At 61.8% G+C, this 20,164-nt stretch carries 16 protein-coding genes; 8 read left to right on the top strand and 8 right to left on the bottom strand.

Going from position 1 to position 20,164, the window contains the following annotated elements; all coding sequences use genetic code 11:
* Nucleotides 1-29: 29 nt before the first annotated feature.
* From M727_RS0128305 to M727_RS41850, 7 genes are all read right to left on the bottom strand, one after another.
* Nucleotides 30-1,037: a polyprenyl synthetase family protein gene (locus tag M727_RS0128305; protein WP_198032713.1), complete on the bottom strand. Its 1,008-nt coding sequence runs from the start codon at nucleotides 1,035-1,037 to the stop codon at nucleotides 30-32.
* A gap of 142 nt (nucleotides 1,038-1,179) precedes the next feature.
* Entirely contained in the window at nucleotides 1,180-2,523 is a 1,344-nt protein-coding gene (locus M727_RS0128300) for a cytochrome P450 (RefSeq protein ID WP_027155445.1), read from the bottom strand.
* Nucleotides 2,523-3,359: an SDR family oxidoreductase gene (locus M727_RS0128295; protein ID WP_027155444.1), complete on the bottom strand. Its 837-nt coding sequence runs from the start codon at nucleotides 3,357-3,359 to the stop codon at nucleotides 2,523-2,525. The genes M727_RS0128300 and M727_RS0128295 overlap by 1 nt, the downstream gene beginning before the upstream one ends.
* Nucleotides 3,346-3,654 (bottom strand): ferredoxin, encoded by a 309-nt coding sequence (locus M727_RS0128290; RefSeq protein WP_027155443.1) that lies wholly within the window; start codon nucleotides 3,652-3,654, stop codon nucleotides 3,346-3,348. The genes M727_RS0128295 and M727_RS0128290 overlap by 14 nt, the downstream gene beginning before the upstream one ends.
* 1 nt (nucleotide 3,655) lies before the next feature.
* Nucleotides 3,656-4,948 (bottom strand): cytochrome P450, encoded by a 1,293-nt coding sequence (locus M727_RS0128285; protein ID WP_027155442.1) that lies wholly within the window; start codon nucleotides 4,946-4,948, stop codon nucleotides 3,656-3,658.
* Nucleotides 4,949-5,043: 95 nt separating this feature from the next.
* On the bottom strand, nucleotides 5,044-6,246 hold the full coding sequence (locus M727_RS0128280) for a cytochrome P450 (protein WP_027155441.1): 1,203 nt from the start codon (nucleotides 6,244-6,246) through the stop codon (nucleotides 5,044-5,046).
* A 249-nt stretch (nucleotides 6,247-6,495) separates the two neighbouring features.
* Nucleotides 6,496-6,774, bottom strand: a complete 279-nt coding sequence (locus tag M727_RS41850) for a hypothetical protein (RefSeq protein WP_156941658.1) — start codon at nucleotides 6,772-6,774, stop codon at nucleotides 6,496-6,498.
* Between the two features lie 286 nt (nucleotides 6,775-7,060).
* On the opposite strand from M727_RS41850, the gene M727_RS37795 reads away from it, so the two are divergent.
* From M727_RS37795 to M727_RS37785, 8 genes are all read left to right on the top strand, one after another.
* Nucleotides 7,061-7,369: a hypothetical protein gene (locus tag M727_RS37795; RefSeq protein ID WP_051505779.1), complete on the top strand. Its 309-nt coding sequence runs from the start codon at nucleotides 7,061-7,063 to the stop codon at nucleotides 7,367-7,369.
* Nucleotides 7,370-8,644: 1,275 nt separating this feature from the next.
* Nucleotides 8,645-8,920 carry a multiubiquitin domain-containing protein gene (locus M727_RS0128250; protein ID WP_027155438.1) on the top strand — a complete coding sequence of 92 codons (276 nt, stop codon included), beginning with the start codon at nucleotides 8,645-8,647 and terminating at the stop codon, nucleotides 8,918-8,920.
* A gap of 417 nt (nucleotides 8,921-9,337) precedes the next feature.
* A complete protein-coding gene (locus tag M727_RS0128240) occupies nucleotides 9,338-10,657 on the top strand; it encodes a ThiF family adenylyltransferase (protein ID WP_198032712.1) in 1,320 nt (439 codons plus the stop codon).
* 2 nt (nucleotides 10,658-10,659) lie between these two features.
* Nucleotides 10,660-12,240, top strand: a complete 1,581-nt coding sequence (locus M727_RS0128235) for a phosphotransferase (RefSeq protein ID WP_156941657.1) — start codon at nucleotides 10,660-10,662, stop codon at nucleotides 12,238-12,240.
* A gap of 13 nt (nucleotides 12,241-12,253) precedes the next feature.
* Nucleotides 12,254-12,778: a DUF6527 family protein gene (locus tag M727_RS39330; RefSeq protein WP_051505778.1), complete on the top strand. Its 525-nt coding sequence runs from the start codon at nucleotides 12,254-12,256 to the stop codon at nucleotides 12,776-12,778.
* Between the two features lie 356 nt (nucleotides 12,779-13,134).
* Complete coding sequence (locus M727_RS0128225; protein ID WP_027155434.1) at nucleotides 13,135-14,523, top strand: IS1182 family transposase; 1,389 nt, start codon at nucleotides 13,135-13,137, stop codon at nucleotides 14,521-14,523.
* Nucleotides 14,524-15,457: 934 nt separating this feature from the next.
* Complete coding sequence (locus M727_RS0128215; RefSeq protein WP_245269031.1) at nucleotides 15,458-16,663, top strand: cytochrome P450; 1,206 nt, start codon at nucleotides 15,458-15,460, stop codon at nucleotides 16,661-16,663.
* A gap of 901 nt (nucleotides 16,664-17,564) precedes the next feature.
* Nucleotides 17,565-18,680 carry an omptin family outer membrane protease gene (locus tag M727_RS37785; RefSeq protein WP_245269030.1) on the top strand — a complete coding sequence of 372 codons (1,116 nt, stop codon included), beginning with the start codon at nucleotides 17,565-17,567 and terminating at the stop codon, nucleotides 18,678-18,680.
* A 349-nt stretch (nucleotides 18,681-19,029) separates the two neighbouring features.
* On the opposite strand, the gene M727_RS37780 is transcribed toward M727_RS37785, so the two are convergent.
* Nucleotides 19,030-19,866 carry a hypothetical protein gene (locus M727_RS37780; protein WP_245269029.1) on the bottom strand — a complete coding sequence of 279 codons (837 nt, stop codon included), beginning with the start codon at nucleotides 19,864-19,866 and terminating at the stop codon, nucleotides 19,030-19,032.
* Between the last annotated feature and the right edge of the window lie 298 nt (nucleotides 19,867-20,164).

Raw genomic sequence — 20,164 nt, 5'->3', positions numbered from 1 at the left:
CAGGGGCAATTCCATGCGGACGGGCGCGCTCATGCGCATGGCGCGTGCTTGTACAGATACGCATTGGCCCGCTGCAGCATCTGCGCCAGCCGTTCCGCACGCGGCCCCAGCGGGACGATGGCCTCGCCGGCGTCGCTCAACAAATCAAGCGCGAACTGGCGCGCTGCCTGCAGCCCCATGATCGACGCGCAGGTCGGCTTCTGCGCCGCCGCGTCCTTCCCGGGGGTCTTGCCCAGCGTCGCGGTGTCCGCTGTCGCGTCGAGAATGTCGTCGACCACCTGCAACGCCAGCCCGAAACAGGCGCTGTAGCGATCGAGCGCACAGTACAGCGCAGCGTGTGCGGCATCCTCCGCGATGGCGGATAGCGCGCCCATGCGAACGGACGCGCGCACTAGCGCTCCGCTCTTCATCCGGTGCATCGCCACGATCGTGTCCAGCTCGACGTGCTTTCCGACCAGCGACAAATCCATGGCCTGCCCGCCTGCGGCACCCTCGGCGGACACCGCCTGCGCCAGTTCGCGCACGAGCGCGATACGGTTGTCGCCCGGCGCATCCAGGCTCGCCAGGGTCAGGAAAGCGTGCGCCTGCAACGCATCGCCGACCAGGATCGCAGTGGCTTCGCCGAACTTGACGTGCACGGTTGGAAGGCCGCGGCGAAGCACGTCGTCATCCATCGCGGGCAGGTCGTCGTGGACCAGGGTACAGGCGTGCATCATCTCGATGGCGGCGCCGACGTCGTCGAGCATGTGCGCCGGCGTGTCGGCCAGTGCGCCGGCAGCCAGACAGAGCAAGGCGCGGGTGCGCTTCCCGCCGTGCAAGGTGGCGTAGCGCATCGCCGCCATCAGTTCGGTCTCACCGTCCTCTTCGGCGTCGAGAAGACGCGCCAGCGCCTGTTCGACCCGCTTTGCGCCGTCCTGCATCCAAATCTCCGGCAGCAGCCTGCCGGATGCGCCGCACGCCTGCGCACCCAATCTGCCGAGCGCGGAAACGCCAGTTCGGTCGTCGTGTAGCGTGGAACCGGTCTGCACGTTGTTCATGTCCTTGTACCTGACAGGAGACGGCCACCGCGAGCGGCAGCCGCCGTGGTGTTGCCGGGGTCGCACCGAGCGCGCGCAAGGTGCAGCAATGCCGCGCGTCGCCGGCGCCGCTGCCTCGCCACACGGGGCATGCGATGCCAGCTCATGAGAATCCGATGCGGATTTTCATGGACGGATGTGCGGTCGGGTAATAGCGCCGGCCTTTTTCGACGCCGCTCAGCAACCGCGGCCGCAACCCGGCCTTTTGCATGGTCAGCGCCAAGGCGATGCAGAACTGCACCATTTCCAGCCATACCAGGTGGTAGCCGATGCAGACGTGTGGGCCGGTACCGAACTGCAGCATGTCCACCGGCCGGATCGGCTCCGTGCGTTGCAGCCACCGCTCCAGGCGGAACTGATCAGGCGCCTCGTGCAGCAGCGCCGAGGTCGAGAAATGCAGCAGCGGGATGCACAGGTCGGTGCCCACGGGAATCCGCCGCTGGCCGAGTTGCAATTCTTGCAGCGCGCGCCGCGGCAGGAGCGTGATCGCCGGATGCACGCGCAGCGTCTCGCGGAACAGCGCCTCGGCGACCGGACACTGCGCCAGGTCCGCGTGCCGGGTCGGCACCGCGCCCACGCGTTGCGCCTCCTCGACCAGGGCGTCCCACAGCACAGGCCGCCGCGCCAGCTCGATCACCAACCAGGCCATCGTCGAGGCGGTGGTGTCGTGACCGGCAAGCAGCAGCACGCGGATATTGGCGACCAGGACGTCATCACAGAGCGCATCGTCACTGCCATCGAAGGCGCTCACCATGTCGTTGATCACCCCGGTGCGCGCGGCATGCGCGCGCGCGTCGCGGACGAACAGGCGCAACTGCGCGTCGATCCAGTCGCGGGCGGCGCGGCCGCGCCGCAAGGGCAGTCCGGGCAGGTCGACCGGGGGCGCGACGACCAACTGCAGCAGTTGCCGGTACTTGCGATGCCATCCCGGCAGGTCCTGCGCGGGGATTCCCATGAGGCTGAAGATGAGCTTGAGCATCAGGTCGCCGGTTTCAGGCAGGATGGTTACCTCGCGGCGGTCGCGCCACGCCTGCACCCGCGCCAGGATGACGGGCGCGAACAGGTCGCCGATGCCGGCCTGGGTCAGCCCCTTGGGCAGGAACGCCGCCTTGATCGCATCGCGCGCCTGCCGGTGCGCGCCGCCGTCCTGGGCGACCAACGTTCCGCCAAGCAATTCGGGCGCGATCTCTTCGATCAGCGCCGAGGACACGTCCTTGTGCCGGAGCAGTGCGAACGCATCAGGATCCATGCAGGTCATCAGGTGTCCGGCAGGGCCGAAATTCAGCCAGAAGTGGCTGCCCAGCGTCCGTTCCGCGCGCCGCAGCAGGCGCGGCAGGTCGCAGGCGATGGCGGGAAGATGCCCGACCAAGGGGAAAGCGCCGGGCACGACCGGGATGTCGTACCGCAGCCGGTGACGACGGTCCAGTGGGTTGAGCAGCATGTTCATCAGCAGCGCGCCGCTTCGGCAGTGTCGCCGGCAGCCCGCGCGTCGGGGCTGTTGCCACCATCGGCGTACGTCGGCACATGCGCCAGCATGCCGCCGTCGATACACACGACCTGGCCGGTGATGAACGCAGCAGCGTCGGAGAGCAGGAACGCCACCAGCGCGGCCACGTCCTCGGGTCGGCCGACGCGCGGCAAGAGCTGGTGCCGGTGAAGATGCCGTTGCATGCGCTCGTCCAGCTTGGCGAGGAGACGCTCGGTCATGATGAGACCCGGCGCAACCGCGTTGCAGCGGATCTGCGCATGGCCGTACTGGGTGGCGAGCGAGGCCGACAGCATGTTCATCGCCGCCTTCGACGCGGCGTAGGACGTCTGCGCGGTGTCACCGCTGAGACCCTGGCACGACGACATGTTGACGATCGCGCCACCGCCGCGGGCGATCATCCGTGGGATGGCCTGCCGGCAGCAGAGCAGCGTGCCGCGCAGATTGGTCGCCATGGTCTGATCCCAGACCGCCAGGTCCAAGTCGAGGATCGCGCGGTCGCGGGGGGTCAGATGCATGGCGCTCGCGTTGTTCACCAGCAGGTCGACCCCACCGAAGTGCCGCTCCGCCGTTTCGAACAGTGCTGTCACCGCCTCCGCATCGGCGATGTCCATGGCCAGGTCCAGCGCGTGGCCCGCTTCGGCCGCGATTTGCGCGGTGCACGCGATGGCCGCCGAGCCGTCAATGTCGGCCACCACCACTCTGCCGCCCTCGCGCGCGATGGCGAGGGCGCATGCCTTGCCGATGCCGGCGCCGGCGCCAGTTACCACGGCCACCTTGCCTTCAAACCGTCCCATCGTGTCCTCCTGGATTGCGTTGGTCTTTCGCGGCAGGCTGCTCGGCCTCCGCCGGAGAAGGCGCAGGGTCGGCGCTTGCGCGCTCGTCATTGCCCGCGTCGCTTTCGATGACCCGAATGGCGGCGACCGGGCACTGGCTGGCCGCGAGCCGCACCGCGGCGTGCAGCGCCTGCGGGACCATCGCCACGCACACTTCGGCCACGCCGTCCGGTTCGCGCTGGCGAAAGGTGCCCGGCAGCGTCAGCACGCACTGGCCGGTGGTTCCGCACAGATCCTGGTCGACCACGACGCGCATCTCAGCCCCCCGCCTGCGCATTCAGCCGCACCGGCAGCGCGCGAAACGTCCGAAGGAACGCGGAGGGCTCTCGGGTCGGCTGCTCGGCCAATGCCAGCGTGGGGAAGCGCGCCTGGATCCGCGGCAGGCTCTCGGCCAACTGCACCCGGGCCAGTTGCGCACCAAGGCAGAAGTGGATGCCGTGGCCGAAGCTCAGCATGATCTTCCCCTCGATCGACATGCCAGGACTGGTGCCGTAGAACCGCGCGGGATCGAAGCGGTCAGGATCGGCGAAGGCGTCCGGGTCGCGATTGCCGGCCGCGATCAGCACGCGCACGTCCGCGTTCTTCGGGATCACCACGCCGCCCAGTTCGATGTCGCGCTGGGCGATACGCGGAATGGAGCTGAACATGGCGGGCGCGTCGCAGCGCAGGACCTCTTCGACGAATGCCTCCACCCCCACGGCGTCTCCCTGCAGCCAGTGCCGCTGTTCGGGATACGCCAGCATCGCCAGGACCGCATGGTCGATGGTCGCAGCAGTGGTGGCGAAGCCGCCCAGCAGCATGCCCCACAGCATGCTGATCAACTCCGCATCCGACAGCGTGTCGGTGTCGTGGTCGTGTGCGCCGACCAGCGTCGACACGATGTCGTGGCGGGGATCGGTGCGCTTGCGCTCTACGAGGTCGCCGAAGTAGGCCTGCACCGTGGCGCTGGCCTCGTCCGCCGAGGCGAGCTGGGGATCGCTGGCGTGCGGCCTCAGGCCTTCCAGAATGGCGCCGATGCCTGCGGAGAACCCGAACATGTCATCCTGGGGCATGCCGAACAGTTCGGCGAAGACCAGCATAGGCAAGGCCAGCGCGAATTCCCGATGCAGGTCCACCGCCTCCCCGCGCTCCAGCGGGGGCGCCATGCCGTCCAGGCGCGCTGCGACGATGCGCGCGATGCTCGGCCGCAGGTTGTCGATCTGGCACTTGGTGAAATCGCGCGAGATCAGCCGGCGCAGACGTGTATGCGTCGGTGGTTCCTTCATCGCTAGCGTGGACGCCAGCAGGTTGAGCGACAGGCTGGTCGCCGCACGCGGGAAATAGCGCGCCAGTTCGCCCGGCGCCGGTCCCCGAAACGCATCGCCCGTAGCCTTGAGCGCCCAGTAGATGTCGGCGTGGCGGCTCAACAGAAAGAGGCCCGACGCCGCGCGATGCACCGGATCGTGCTCGCGCAACCACCGCATGAACGGATACGGGTCGTGGATGCACGCTGGCGACGCCAGTTCGGCGAAGGCGTCCCGGCATGCTGCCGTGGTTTCTTGCACGTCCATCTTGGTTACCTGTTGGCTGGCTGACCCTGACCGGCGCGCGCCAGGCGCGCCGGCAAATTGCGGAGAAGATCGCGATTCCCGGCGGCGTCCGCGCATCACCAGAGCACCGGGAACTCCTCGAACCCGCCAGTGATGATCTGCTTGCGCAACTTCAGTTCTTCGGGCGCAACGGCCAGGCGCAGCGCGGGAAAGCGCTGGAAGATCGAACCGAACACCACCTTGAGTTCCAGCCTGGCCAGCGCCATGCCGATGCAGTAGTGCGGCCCGTGGGAGAACGCCAGGTGCGGATTTTCGTCGCGTCCGATGTCGAAGATTTCCGGGTCGTCGAAATGGCGTGGATCGAACGACGTCGCCGGCAGGCCGACCAGCACCTTGCTCTCCGCGGGAATATGCACGCCTGCGATGGTCACGTCGGTCCTCGGATAGCGCATGATGCCGTCCCAGCCCGCGCCCGGCGGGTACATGCGCATGATTTCCTCCACCGCCTTGTCCACCAGGGATGGATCGCCGACCAGGCGTTCGCGCTGTCGCGGATGGCGGAACATGGCCAGCAGGCCGAATTCGATCTGCGCGAGGGTGCTCTCGTGCCCCGCCACCAGCATGCCCGCCGCCAGGCCGCTCGCCTCTTCCTCGGTCGCCTTGCCCTGGTCGACCGCCGCGAGCAGATCCGTCAGGAGGTTGTCGCCCGGATCCTGGCGCTTGTCCCGCATCTTGCCGCGAATGTAGGCGAGCAGTTCTTCCCAGGCCAGGCGCGACGCGCTACGCGGGCCGCTTTCATGCTGGTGCGTCATCACCTCGTCGGACAGCCCGGCGAAAAAGGCGTGATCCTCGTAGAGCACGCCCATCAGCGCGCTGATGACCATGGCCGGAAGCGAAAAGGAGAGGTGGCGCCGCAGGTCGGCGGGCTGGGGCTGGGCCGCCAGCGTCTCGAACAACTGCGCGGCGATCGCCTCGACCTGCTGCGCGAGCAGCTTCACCCTGCGGTTGCTGAAGGCCGGCGCCACGATCGTGCGTAACCGGGCATGCTCGCCCCCCTCGTGCGAGACCAGCCACCCCGGCGAACCGAGAATCACCGAATCCGGGGTGAATCCCGCCGGCGGCATTCCCGCGGGCCGGAACGCCGCGTCGGACAGCACCGCCTTGGCCTCGTCGTAACCTGTCACCCACCAGCCCTCGTGCCCGGACGGGAAGCGCACGCGGTGGATCGGACCGGTGGCGCATAGCGCCAACATCTCGGGCGAGGGCTCGATGTGATCGACGCGCCACATCGGCAGCGTCGGCAAGGGTTGTTCGGACATGGTGGCGCTTCACTATCTAAGCCATGGAAGGGCGGAATGTGACCGGCAGGCGCTGCGGGCAGCGAAGAGACGTTTGGTCGCCGTAAGGGCTCGCAAGGGGCTGGCAGGCTGGATCGCACCGATCGGCTCGGCACCGCGGCTCGCGAAAAGGCGTAGAATTGAGGGCGTCATGGAGGACCAGCAGAAGATTATGAGGCGTGCTATTAATCGTGGCGTAACGCGAGACAGAGTTCCCCGGCCCGGCATTCGCTAGTCTCCACGGCGGCGTTCCGCCGCCTGGCGGGTCAGCGCTTCGGCGACTACATTTTCGGCAAGAGTGATCATGGTGCGATTCTCCTTCGTTCCTGACGTTCGCGGATAACGCAGCATGTACCGTGCCAGACGGAGAACCGTTTCAAACGATACGATAGCTCTGCTGTCACGATGCATATGTCCAACATCGTGTCGGATATCGGACAACGCCGAACACGTTCGTGCGAACTGTGAATTCCTGCCGCGCCAGGTTTTGATCGCCTGCTGCGCTGCCATCAGCAGATCGCGACCGCAGCACGACCGCACTCGCCTGTTGCGCCTTGCGCTCACGGCAACAAAGTACTTCGTCGAGGCCGACGGGTCGCCTCGATAGCCTTGGCATCGCAGGTATCGTGCCGCAATGGCGGGTCAAGTCGCGCGGTGGCGCGGGCTGACTGCCGGTGTTGTCTGTCGCTTGCCTCCTGGCGCTTCTACGACGTGGCCAGCGTTTTGCCGCAGATCACTGCCTCGCGAAGATAAGACCGATAACTTCTCTGGGTTTGGGAAAGGAATTAATAAGGCAATGCAGTCCACCACCGTCCTTTTGTTCGGAGGCGCGACAATAGCGGTGAAGTGGACGATCACTTTCAAGGGGAAGAACGAGTTCGGTGACGTTTGTCGTTGCGACGTCGACAAGAGCTGGCAGCGCCTGTTTGGCGGTGACATCGGCCTGTCGGTCGACGATGGCAGGAAGATCATGGCCGCGCTGCAGGGCGCGGTCGTCAGCCATGAGGCCGAGCGCTCCCCTCTTTCGTGTCTACCCGGATTGCCACGCCTTTCGGCCGATCAGGACTATACGGCACGCCGTATCCGAACTGTCTCTGGACAGTGAAGGTGCTATCCCCGCCGGATGCTGTGCAGGGATTGCCATCCGGGCATGGTCGTTACCTTCTTGCCGCTGAAGGAGATTTGCCCGGAGCGGGCCACGCCCGAGCGGATGGAACTGGCGGCGCGGCTGGGAAGCATAGATGCCGGGGAGGCCCTAGATACCGGCTTCATATGATTGAGATTCAGGGTCAGTGCCGTATCGTGGGCGCAATCAGCACTTGGCGCTGAACTACGACGTCGCCCGTGTCAACACCATCATCGATCCGTGAGGTCATGAGCGAACACGCGCCCTCTACGTCAGAGCCCCGCCTTCCCACAACCACATTGCGCCCACGGCAGAATCAGGCTAGAAACTAGATTGATCAAATAAGTGGTTGTGTGTTTTGGGAAAGGCGATCGTTGATAAACTTGGCGCTAGATGGGGTGCTGAGCGCCGCATAGAGTTCATTGACTTTAAGCTCAGTTGGGAGGGCACGGTCAACCGCGCGCAGTTGGTCGAGTTTTTTGGGATTTCAGTTCAGCAAGCTTCGGCCGATTTGGCATCATACGCGGGACGGTGGCCTGCGAACCTCATCTATGATCGTAGCGCCAAAACTTATCGAGCCGCTCCTAACTTTGTTTCTGGCCATGCTCGCCTCGGTGCGGAGTACTACTTGGATCAGCTTGTCGCAAAAAAGGCGGCAGGCGATCAGGTTCCTAGCTTCATTGGATGGGAGCCTCCATGTGAAGTCCTTAGCTATCCGTCGCGGCCGGTCAGAGCTGCGGTCCTAAGGGAGGTTTTGGCGGCAATTCGCGAGGGCAGAGAGGTTGAGGTGACTTATCAGTCGATGCGGGGACCCGACGCCTCGGTCCGTTGGATAGCGCCGCACGCATTGGCAAACGATGGGACGCGATGGCATGCGCGCGCTTGGTGTTTCGAGTGCGCCGAGTTCAGAGACTTCGTGCTCTCTCGGATAGGAAACGTGCGGGCATCGCGCCCACTCACGGTCGACTCTCTTCTAGATCAAGAGTGGCACACATCCGTAGACATCGTTCTTCGGCCGAGGGACGGATTGTCAAAAAGCCAGAGAGCGACTGTCGAGGCGGAGTACGGCATGAAGAGCGGCCGACTCCTGCTCAGATCACGTCGGGCGCTAGCGTACTATGTATTGCGTCAGCTGCATCTTGAACCGCCCGCCGATGCGAGCGTGGCTGAGCAGCCAATTGAAGCCGAGATTACGGCTGATCTGGCTGGGCTAATCGAGGCGGGAAGAAAGCGCCCTTACCAAGGAGAACTGTATTGAGCGACAACGAGCACGGCGACAAACATGATGACAAGCACGACGATAACTTCGAATTCTACATTGACGGTACACTTTACACGACGGACCAACACCATTTGACTGGCCTTCAAATCAAAACTATCGGCCAAGTCCAGGGGAACTTCCTGCTCTACGAAGAGGCGGAGGGGGACAAGCCCGATATGGCTGTCTCAGATGGTCAAACCGTCACGTTCAACCGTGGACACGTGAGGCACTTCTTCTCGGTCCCACCTGCGACGTTCGGCTGGAATTGAGCATATGGTTGAGGATCAATTCGCCGACTTGAAGAAACGGGTCGCTGAGTTCAGCCCCGCTTCCGACGTCACGATGACCGCGCTACCAGGAGGTAGCGCGCTCATTAAGGTCACTGGGATCGCTATTGAGGGGTGGAACCGTCCTACGGCAGACATACTCTTCGTTGCGCCAGTCGGGTATCCCGGTGCCGTTCCTGATTGTTTCTGGGTAGAGCCAAACGGGATCCGCGTCGGCGAAGCTGGAACGCCTCAAAACTCGAACGATTCAAACGCCATTCCGAGCGACGTCGTTCCAAATCGCAGTACGACGTGGTTCTCGTGGCACATGCAGGGGTGGAATCCGAACAAAGATAGGCTCTACAGCTTTTTCCTCGTCATTCTTGACCGATTGCGGCCGGCTCGATGAGCTACTTGTGCTTGGACGATCAGGATCTCAAAGAGTTGCGCGAGCGCTTGCTACCCTCCGACCAGGAGCATTGCGCGGTGCTCTATGCGGCCGAATGCAAACTGAACGACGGGCAATTTCGTCTCCTCGTTCGCGAGATTGAATACCCCACGGTGGAAGACTACACAGTTCAATCGATCGATCGGGCTGAATTGTCGCCCCACTTTGTGGCCCGTGTCTCAAAACGCGCCCGTACACAGAATCTGAGTTTGGTTTTTACCCACACCCACCCGGGTGTCGAGCCTCCTGTGTTTTCGCTCATCGACAACGGCGGCGAACGGCTATTGGCCGACTTCTTGGTATCTCGAGGTCAGCACCGAAACCATGCGGCGTTGGTTCTGAGCGAGGGCGGTTTGCGCGCAAGGCGATTGGGGGCGCAAGAGGAACTTCGGGTAATCGCGCTCGGCGCAAAGCGAAAAGTGGAATTCGAACCACTTGTTGGGGCGTCGGACTACTCTCGAGTGTTCGACCGACAGGTGCGTGCCTTTGGTGCGGCGGGGCAACGACGGCTGGGCGCCCTGCGCGTCGGTATTGTTGGGCTTGGTGGCACGGGTTCCGTTGCGTCCCAACAGCTAGTCCACCTAGGTATACGTCATTTTCTGCTCATTGATCCCGATACTATCGAAGAGACCAATCTTAATCGCGTGGTCGGTGCCACACCAAGTGATATTGGCGCGGGAAAAGTCGCCGTCGCGTCGCGCTACATTAAAGAATTCAACGCGGCGGTGGGCGTCGAGGCCATTACGGGTGACGTGGTCTACGATGCAGTTGCCCAGAAGCTCGCGCAGGTTGATCTCATTCTGTGCTGCACCGATTCCCATGGCAGCCGGTCCGTCGTGCAGCAGGTGGCATATCAGCACTTGATTCCGTGCATCGATGTTGGCTCGACCATCATCCAACGCAAAGGCGAAGTTACCGGCATCTACGGGCGTGTCCAACTCCTTGCCCCGACGCTCCCATGCCTCTGGTGCAGCGAGCTTCTCGACGCCAGTGAGGTTCGGCGCGACATGATGAACGAATCGGAGCGTCGGCTCGATCCCTATATTGTCGGATCGCGTGAGCCCGCTCCATCGGTCATTTCCTTGAACGGCACCGTCGTATCTCTCGCAGTCACGATGATGTTGGGCATTATTGCGGAGGCGCCGGTCAATGCAACCCACCTCATTTACAGCGGCATGGCACCGTCAGTTCGATCGGTGCGGGGGACGCGAAAACCCGACTGCTTCATTTGTTCCAAAAATGGCGCTCTCGCATGGGGCCATGATCGGCCTCTCTTCACGAGACGTGACTAACCATGCCCATCTTAGAATTTCCAGTGAGACAACCTCGCAAACGGGTCGCCTTTGTACGAAGCGGCCCACCTGCCGATGTAAAGGCGGCGCTGGAATCGTGGGGCTATGACTGCTTTATGCTTAGCGAAGCAACTTTGCAGTCGCCCGGAGTGATCGAAGGGACCGAAGCTGTCGTTATTCAGCAGAATCCTGACAAGCCCAGCACGCTCAGTCGGGATTTGGAGACCTTCGCTCCCGTCCTTGATTACGACTGTCGCGTATACGTCTTTGCTGCGGGCGATGGCAAATCTCAAGACAGTTTGTTTGGTCTCATCAATCGACTAGAGTTACCGACATTTGGCCTTTCCCCCGAGGCCTTGGCTCAGTTGTCGGGCGATTGGTACGATCCATCCCTGCTGGTATTCGGACCCGCTGTACACATCTTGTACGAGCAAGATCGTGGTCGTCTGCCCGAATTGATCGCGCGCAATCCGGCGGGGCGAGCCCCCAACCGGGGTCTTGTGTTCGGAGGCGCCGATCTCAATGCGGAGAGAACCAAGCTGCTGCAGCGCGCTTTCGCTGACTGTTCCTCAATTACACTTTTTCAAAAGACTGACGGCCTGTCAGGTGTTGATGCATATGAGGCTTTCGCGCAGTTTGCGGAAAATACGGTGGGAGGACCCGCCTTGTATCACTGCTTCGTCAAGGTAGGCCCGCGCACAAAGGTCACCCGAGAATTTCAAAACTACCAAAATACCGCACTTGAAAACATTCCGTTCCACCTCGGACCCAGGCTCCGCGTGGAACGGTGCGTTTTGGGACGCTCGGCGGGTCTCATAACGAGTGACTTCGTCGTGGGAGGCGAAACGCTGCGCGACGGTGTCAGAGACGGCAGAGGCGTTCACGCTATTGGGCATCTTTTCAACCAGACTCTCATAGCTTGGAGGCGGGCTGCAAAAGTAGAAGATGACTGGCCGCTTAGCGCGTTTCTGCTCGGCCACCTTGCTCAGCGGAGCCAAATTCCAGCGCATCGCAAACCGTTCATAGAAAGCTGCGGCGCCACGCACTCCTTCGAGGATCTGAAACGAGGGCTCGTCCGAGGAATTGGAAAAGAGCCCGTCCTAGTCGGTGTGATTCATGGAGATTTGCACGCTACGAATGTGCTCGTTCGGATGAACGACGCGATCATCATCGACTTGGAACGTGTTGAGTTCGGAAAGCCCCTCCTATTTGACGCTGCGTCTTTGGAAGCGGGTCTATTCATCGACGGATTTATCCTCGACAAACGAACAGTGCAGGAAATTCTGAAGTCCGTGTCCACCCTATATACGACCAAGGCCTTTCGCCACGACGATCTTCACTGCTCCGCATCGGATAAATCCGCTTGGTTTTTCGACAGTGTGCGTCAGGTGAGGATGCAGGCTCGACAGATGGAGGCTAGGCCGCTTCAATACGCGCGCATCTTAGCCGCTGTTTATTTAAAGAAGGCGTGCAACCCAGAGAATCTTGATTTTGCCGGAGTTCTTGACGGAACTGTGGGCCGAGAGAAGGTGCGGGCAGCGGCTTTCGCCATTGCGGAAACGATCATTGCGGCTTTGCCGTAGAACGAGAACGTCTATGAGCCGCGAACAGATTTCGCTTAAAGCCGAGGTCACCTCACGAGTAGGAGCTGCTGAGCTCATCAAAGAGCCTGGCGACGCCGTGCTCGTGGTGCGGGGGACACCTCGCTGGCTGCTGCTTCGCTGTCCATGTGGCTGCGGCGAAGAAATCCCCATTAATCTGGACCACAGGGCAGGGAAGGCCTGGAGGCTCTACGAAGCGGCGTCTGAGGCCCCCACTGTCTTCCCGTCGGTGTGGCGTGACACCGGATGTGAGAGCCATTTCGTCATCTGGCGCGGCCATATCTTAATGTTCGGGCTCGGCAGAAAGGGATATTCGCCCCGCGAAGCACTCGATCTGGCGACATTGGGGAAGCGCGTGTTGTCAGCTTGGCCAGCTTCAGGCCTCGCATCCTACGTCGACGTAGCGGATAGGCTGCGAGAAATTCCCTGGGATGTCCTGGAAGCGTGCCAAGATCTTGTTGCCGCCGGTGTGCTAACCGAGGGCGAGGGACAGCAACGCGGTACCTTTGAGCGTAGGTAAACCCCCGGCGATCTACCTGCTCGGGTGCGGAGGTCAGGTGCTCGCCAGCCAACGGTCGGAACTTGCGGGCGGACACGAACTTCCGCATGTCCATCACGATCCGCAGCGGCTTTGTCTGCATTTGTCCGATCAGGCGAATGGAGGTGCAGGTGCGCATCCGACCAGAAGTTTCGCAAGGAGGGCGGTGGCACTCACGGTACGATGCACGGCGTGGGCGGCCGCCGGGAGGCATTGGCGATTAGGAACGAACACCGTTCGAGTGTCTGCTCTTAGCGGATAGTGTTGATTTAGTCGGCGTTGATCGGCTGGCGGTGTCGTGATTCCATCCACCTGTTGATTCCGGAGGGAATGGGACGATGATGGGATCGCAGGTGGCACCGGTGCAGTTGTTCTACGATTTCTGTCTCGACGATCATGTCCCTGATGACCACCTCCTTCGAAGGATCGACCAGTTCCTCGATCTGGAGAGCGTCCGCTCGGAACTGAAGCCGTTCTACAGCACGATCGGCCGTCCCTCGATCGCTCCCGAGTTGATGATGCGGATGCTGCTCGTTGGATACTGCATGGGCATTCGGTCCGAGCGACGGCTCTGCGAGGAGGTCCACCTTAATCTCGCCTATCGATGGTTTTGCCGTTTGGGATTGGACGGCAAGGTTCCTGACCATTCTACCTTCTCGCGCAACCGCCATGGCCGGTTCCGGCAGAGCGACATCCTGCGACACCTCTTCGAGACAGTCGTGGAACGCTGCCTGAGCGAAGGCCTGGTAGGTGGCGAAGGGTTTGCGGTGGACGCCAGCCTGATCGCAGCCGATGCCAACAAACAGCGCTCCATTCCGGGCGACGAGTGGCGCGCCGCCGATCTTGGCGCTGGGGCCGGTCGAGCGGTGCGAGAGTATCTCGCAACCCTGGATGACGCCGCTTTCGGGGCGGCCAGTGAGGTCACACCGAAGTTCATCTCACCCTCCGATCCGGCGGCACAGTGGACCGGAGCGCACAAGGGTCATGCCTTCTTTGCTTACGCCACCAATTATCTGATCGATACCGACCATGGCGTCATCCTAGACGTCGAAGCCACCCGCGCGATCCGGCAGGCCGAAGTGGGAGCGGCGCGCACCATGATTGACAGGACCGAGGACCGCTTCGCCCTGAAGCCAGAGTACCTGGCCGCCGACAGCGCCTACGGATCGGCAGCGAACCTCGCCTGGTTGGTCAAGGAACGGGAGATCGCGCCGCATATCCCGGTGTTCGATAAGTCCAACCGGACGGATGGCACTTTCTCGCGCGCCGACTTCATGTTCGATCCGGACGCGAACGAATACACCTGCCCGGGTGGCAAACGGCTGGTGCAGTTCCGGCGCAGCTACAAGACGCCGCGCCCAGGCATCACCAGTGCGGGCACGCGGCTTTACCGCGCCAGCCAGCACGACTGCAAAGTCTGCGATTTGAAGCCGCAGTGCTGTCCGAATATGCCCTCTCGTAAGATCCCCCGAGATCTGAACGAGGATGCCCGCGATGTCGCCAGGGCAATTGCCGAGACGCCGGAATATGAGCGGTCCCGTCATCGACGGAAGAAGGTCGAGATGCTGTTCGCGCATCTCAAACGCATTTTGCGGCTTGGGCGTCTGGGACTGCGCGGTCCCTCAGGCGCGCGCGATGAGTTCCTCCTCGCCGCTACCGCCCAGAATCTCAGAAGATTGGCAAAGCTCCGACCACCGGCCGGGCCGATGATCGCTGCCTTGGCGTAAAGGAGGGACAGCCGCCGCCAAACGAAACACTGCAGGTAGCGAGATCCGAAAACTGCGGCAAATCTGGCCGGATTGATCCGACCAAGAGCCATGCTGCCGTCCCGGCAACGACTAATCAACAATATCGGCGCAGTGGAGACCTACCGCACAGTCCCGACGACGTACGCTTTCGGGGAACATTTAAGGTCTGACTAACAGCGGATGTGAGGCGCCTTGGCGTCCGACAGCAATGGGCCGAGACCTCGCGCGCCCTCAGCAGACGGCAGGGTCGCCGCGCATCAGCGAAAGTTCTAACGCAAACCAACGACCTGCGCGCTTATAATCCGTGCACAGAGCCCCCAGTTGGTGAGATCGGAAGCAGAATCCTAACCAGAGTTCCTATGCCGGGGGTCGAAGTGATGCTGAGTTTCCCGCGCATCGTATTTACCATCTGCGCAGCCCGTCAGACCAAGACCGACGTGCGTGCCCGCCCGGGTTGAAAAGAACGGCACCGTGGCCGCTTCGACGTCGTCGGGCCCCATCCCGACGCCATTATCTGTGAGGTCAATCACTAGCCTAGAGGCGAACGGGAAGCGCCGCTTGAGGAGGGTCGCGCGAAACCAGACCAATTCCCCCGCGCCCGGTCGCTGACAAGTGTGCCTGCCCGCTAGAGGATTGGGGCGGCCGTGGGCTATGCAGACACGCTTAGGTGCTCGCCGATCGCCGCAGCCCGCCGCCGCGAAGTCGTCGGGTGGCTGAGCGGCGCGTTCGATCCGAAGGCGTTTGACATGGATGACGTGAGACGCTACGCATTTGCAGTAAGCTGCAAATGATTTTGTAAACTTTATAATAAAATCAGCAAATGATTTTGTGATGCTGCAAACATCTTTGTAACATTATAATAATAGTTCTTTAAGGAGTTGTTGGCATGCGCGTAGAAAACCATCATCGCGATGTGATCGGTGTTTCGGTCGCTCCCAGGCGACTTGATAATCTGTCTTCTGCGATTCTGCAGCAGGGGGGAATGGCGCGAGTGTCGCTGCCAGGCGATGTGGTGACCTGGGCGGCAGGCGGTCACCAGACGCTCAGGCGGATACTTTCCGACCATCGTTTCAACAGGGACTGGCGACAGTGGCGGGCGCTGCAGGACGGCGAGATTCCCGAGGATCATCCGCTGATCGGGATGTGCAAAGTGGACAACATGGTCACGGCGCATGGGGCCGATCACCGGCGCTTGCGCGGCCTGCTGTCCAGGAGCTTCGCGCCCAGTCGTATCGCCTTGCTGGCGCCACGGATCGAACAATGCGTCGATCGGCTCCTGGCCGAGATGGCGCAGCGCGGCGGCAGTGCCGATCTGATGTGCGAGTTCGCCGTTCCGCTGCCCACCATCGTGATCGCCGAACTTTTCGGTTTGCCGGACGAACAGCGCGAGGAGATCGTCGCGCTCACCTACAGCCTGGCCAACACCTCCGCCACAGCCGCAGAGGTGCGACAGACGCGGCAGCGCATCCCGGAGTTCTTCCGTCGCCTGATCGCGCTCAAGCGGGGCCAGCCCGGCGACGATCTGGCTTCGGCCCTGATCGTCGCGCGCGACAACGGCGAGATCGTTTCCGACACCGAGCTCATAGACATGCTGTTCATGGTGCTCTCTGCAGGCTTCGTGACCACCACCGGCGTCATCGGCAATGGCGTGCTGGCATTACTCACACATCCGCAGCAACTGCACCTGGTGCGCAGCGGCAAAGTTCCGTGGTCACAGGCGATCGAGGAGATCCTGCGCTGGGGCAGCGCAGTGGCCAATCTGCCGTTCCGCTATGCCACCCAGGACGTGGAGATCGACGGATGCAGGGTCCGCCGCGGCGACGCCGTCCTGATGGCGTTCCATGCGGCGAACCGGGACGAAAAGGCCTTCGGCCCCGGCGCCGACAGGTTCGATGTCACCCGGGGGCACAACCCGCACCTGTCGTTCGGCGAGGGGCCGCATGTCTGCATGGGCGCCGGGCTGGCGCGCCTGGAATTGGGCTGCGCCTTCCCCGCGCTGTTCGGGCGGCTGGAGGATCTGGCGCTGACCATCGCCGCGGAGGATGTCGTCTACATGCCGTCTTACGTCATTCGCTGCCCTCAGCGCCTGCCGGTCACCTTCCGCCCTTCCATCGCCTAGAGAGTGCGGCAGTCTCGAACAACTGCGTGCGTAACCGGGCATGCTCGCCTCCCTCGTGCGAGACCAGCCACCCCGCCGAACCGAGAATCACCGAATCCGGGGTGAATGTTTGCGGCCCAGCCCCAGCCCGCCGACCCGCGGCGCCACCTCTCCTTTCCGCTTCGGTACGGTCATCAGCGCGCTGATGGGCGTGCTATCGCAACAAAAATTCTCCATCAATGTTGCCGTAACGCGGTGTGATCCGCCAGCGTCGGCGGCCACCGCCAGCCCGAGTTCGGCAATGATCGGGCGGCCGCTCACTCCGGCAGGAGATCGCTGTCGAAACGCCCATACGCTCCTCGTATTCGCAACCACGCTCGCTGGCGGCGTTTTCGAGCCGAGGGTGTCCCGACCCCCGATCCCGCGTCGACAAACGTGTGCCGGCGTTCGCGCCTGACTAGGAATCCGGAATGTGCGCGCCTTCTCCCGAGCGGAGGGTTGCGGGAAAGCTCGACCACGCGTCGACTTCGTCGTCAAAAGTCGAGAAGGCAGCTAAGGTCTCATGCCAGCTGTGTCCGAAAGGGGGCCCCGGGCCGCGGGAGACCGCCTCCTTGATGCCCCTGTCCGATATCCGACAATGTCAGCTGTCAGACACCGCCTCTGACGGTCATCCCGTTGTTTTCAAAGGGAGCTTATGTTGGCACGATCTATGATGGGTGGGCCTGTACGCACGCGCCTGGGTCCCCCCGGGAGGGGAGAGCATCAACAAGTCAGGCCACTGAAGCATAGCGTTGCCGCGAGCAGGATGCCGATCGCGGCATTCCCCTGTGGCAACGGAAGCAAGCTTTTGTGACCTTGTCGCGAGGGGCACGGCTCTGCTCACAGCGTCCAATCCCATTCATTTTAGCAACGAGGAAGATCAGTGACACCCCACAACTGCGATGCCAACGAGAAAATACGGATCACGCAAAAAGCCGTGCTTGCCTTTACGATGTCTTACACCGCTTCCCAGTCCCTGCTCGGCGCAGTTGGCCGCCGCTTCTATCGCACATGCACTGCACAGCTCGCAGAAAACAGCGGCGCAACCTTGATCGCCCTTGTTGCTTTCTGCACGTCCTCGTCAAGTGCCATGGCTGCTGATCAGACAATCTACGCTGCGCCTGACGACGGCATCATATTTCTCGGTGGTGTCGGGTATACTTGGCTCAAAGCCAACGAGCTCGTCTTGGACGAGGCAGGCCATCATATCAGCCAACTGATCTGGGAAACGCAGGCGCCGGTTCTGACCACCGGCTTCGAGGCTGAGATCGATGACCGTTGGACGATGTCGGCCAACGCTGTGGTTGCTTTATCGGGCAACGGCCACATGGAGGATTACGATTGGGGGGTTGATGTAAAGAATATTGAGGAGACTCCGGATAACGTGGACTTTACTTGGGACCATTGGTGGGATCGATCGGTGCATCCCGACACCAGGCTCGACCGCTACATCAATATCGACATCGCAGTCGCCCACGACTTCCCGATCGACAATGCTACGATCCTCAATCTGCATGGCGGCTTCAAATATACCAACATCAAGTGGACTGCATATGGCGGTGGGGGACTCCAAAGCTATGGTGGCTTCCGTAACTCGCCCGTGTCCTGGCCGCCCGGCCAGCCCGTCATCAGCTACGAGCAGCGTTTTCCGGGCGTATTCCTTGGCGCGGAGATAACCACGAAGCTCAGCGACTGGACCCTATCGGGGTTGCTTCGTGGCGGCCGGATGGTCCATCCCGAGGCTGACGACTACCATTGGGGAGGAGGTCTATTCGAAGATCGCTTCAGCTCGATCGACTTCATATCGCTCGGCGCCAAGGCCAATTATCAAGTGGCTGAGAGCGTCAGCATCTTTTTCGCCGCCGACTTTGATCGCTACCTCCGAGAGAGAGGCGACACGACTACGTTCGACGCCGAAGGTGCTCAGCTCGACAAGGGCTCAGCTGGCATGGACTTCTACGCCGTCACCACATCGGTCGGCTTCAAGTTCAAGTTTTGAATACCGGTCATGTTGGTGGGAAGGACACGATGGCCATTTTCGCTTTCATCGCGGGATGACGAAGTCGTCATCATTGCCGGCGACCGAATTGGTCCGTAGCGAGTCGAATCGCTCTCGCCGTCCGCCCGCCGTGAGCGAATGTGCCATGATTGGAGTTCCCCACGACGTTCGCGGCGACCTTCTCGAAGCATTTGTTGCGCTTAGCTCGATGCGAGCTCACCGTTGGTACGTGGCCGCACGCATGGTGGCGATCGCCAGTTGGGATATCTGCGGCGGGTCAAAAGCTCGCTTGGGAAGCTTGACCGCCATGTGAAAGTCTGCGGTCATTGGAGGCGTTAGCCAAGCTCAACTATTTTCGCGTAAGGCTGGATATCGCCTGGCGACTCGAGCCTCGATGCAATTGCCCGAGGGCCGATAGCGACTGGCAAAACGGCTGGCTGACGTTCGTCCTGGAGAATTCCAGGAGTTCGTTCAGTCCAGTCGGGCTGGAGAGTTGCAAGGCTTCATAGCGGCAGACGGGTATCTGCCGATTGTTTTTGAACCGCCTGTCCGGTCCACCGCTTTTGTTAGGGTATGCCCAGGTGTGCCCAACAACTTCGGCGTCGGACGGGACATTGCCTGTCTCAATAAAGTTGCTGGGTGAGAACTGGGTCCGAAGGTCGCTATAAGACACGGCCCCATAGCGGTTGCCGTCTTTCACGAGGACGAGGTCCGGCATGAAATATAGCACCTGCCGGCCTACCTGGATCGAAGGCGGTGTAACGTTGCTGCGAACAACGTCTGGTAGCGCACTTGCAAGTGTCGTAGGCTTTTTGTCCACCAACATGCTGGCCCCCGCGTTGCGCTTCCAAGCCGTCAGATCGTCGATCTTGCCCCCCGCAGCGACATGCCACCTTCCTGCGCAACGAGTGAGCGTTTCGAACGCGGCAACCAGCCCGCCATAGGCAGCTTCGGCGTCTTGCTCCAGATCATAATAGAGCACGCTTACCCGGCGGTAGCTATCAAACCATTTGCCAATCAGGATGCCCGGCAGAAAAGCAGCGGCGCCCAGCACAGGCCCGGCACCTCCGAGCGCTTTCCCAACAAGGCACCCGGCTATTCCGAATAGAACTGCTAGCACCACGGAGAGCCGTTTCTGCGATTGCCTGGCGTTGATTTTCATCGAGCACATTTGCAAAAGTCTCATCCCGCATGTCCATAACGTCGCCGGACTCGATCTCTCTCATCACGACGCCATCAGTGATGTATTGTGGGGCCGACGGTTGCGGTTGAGTTTGCGGCCTGTGAGGCTGTTGGACACCCTTTTTCGCGCCGGCTTTTGCGAGCGTGGCGCGATAGTAGAGACCGCCTACGCCTGCGTGGATATAGTGGCCGCGCGGACCCGTTCCGATCCGAAGACCTTTTACACCAACTGAGACGCCGACCCCGCCCGACGAAAAGTTGAAGCGGAACGGACCTGCACCGATCGATTTTCGAACGTAAAA

This window comes from Mesorhizobium sp. WSM2561 (genome assembly GCF_000513915.1).
In the GTDB taxonomy this organism is placed as follows: Bacteria; Pseudomonadota; Alphaproteobacteria; order Rhizobiales; family Rhizobiaceae; genus Mesorhizobium; species Mesorhizobium muleiense.
Note: the sequence above shows the minus strand (reverse complement) of the source record. Positions and strands in the feature narration are given on the sequence as shown.

Bases quoted from the DNA above. Each gene is read 5' to 3' on its own strand.
- M727_RS37780 (WP_245269029.1), bottom strand. From the start codon at position 19,866: ATGAGACTTTTGCAAATGTGCTCGATGAAAATCAACGCCAGGCAATCG.
- M727_RS0128235 (WP_156941657.1), top strand. From the start codon at position 10,660: ATGCCCATCTTAGAATTTCCAGTGAGACAACCTCGCAAACGGGTCGCC.
- M727_RS0128305 (WP_198032713.1), bottom strand. From the start codon at position 1,037: ATGAACAACGTGCAGACCGGTTCCACGCTACACGACGACCGAACTGGC.
- M727_RS41850 (WP_156941658.1), bottom strand. From the start codon at position 6,774: ATGGCAGCGCAGCAGGCGATCAAAACCTGGCGCGGCAGGAATTCACAG.
- M727_RS37795 (WP_051505779.1), top strand. From the start codon at position 7,061: ATGCAGTCCACCACCGTCCTTTTGTTCGGAGGCGCGACAATAGCGGTG.
- M727_RS39330 (WP_051505778.1), top strand. From the start codon at position 12,254: ATGAGCCGCGAACAGATTTCGCTTAAAGCCGAGGTCACCTCACGAGTA.
- M727_RS0128285 (WP_027155442.1), bottom strand. From the start codon at position 4,948: ATGGACGTGCAAGAAACCACGGCAGCATGCCGGGACGCCTTCGCCGAA.
- M727_RS0128290 (WP_027155443.1), bottom strand. From the start codon at position 3,654: ATGCGCGTCGTGGTCGACCAGGATCTGTGCGGAACCACCGGCCAGTGC.
- M727_RS0128280 (WP_027155441.1), bottom strand. From the start codon at position 6,246: ATGTCCGAACAACCCTTGCCGACGCTGCCGATGTGGCGCGTCGATCAC.
- M727_RS0128295 (WP_027155444.1), bottom strand. From the start codon at position 3,359: ATGGGACGGTTTGAAGGCAAGGTGGCCGTGGTAACTGGCGCCGGCGCC.
- M727_RS0128225 (WP_027155434.1), top strand. From the start codon at position 13,135: ATGATGGGATCGCAGGTGGCACCGGTGCAGTTGTTCTACGATTTCTGT.
- M727_RS0128300 (WP_027155445.1), bottom strand. From the start codon at position 2,523: ATGAACATGCTGCTCAACCCACTGGACCGTCGTCACCGGCTGCGGTAC.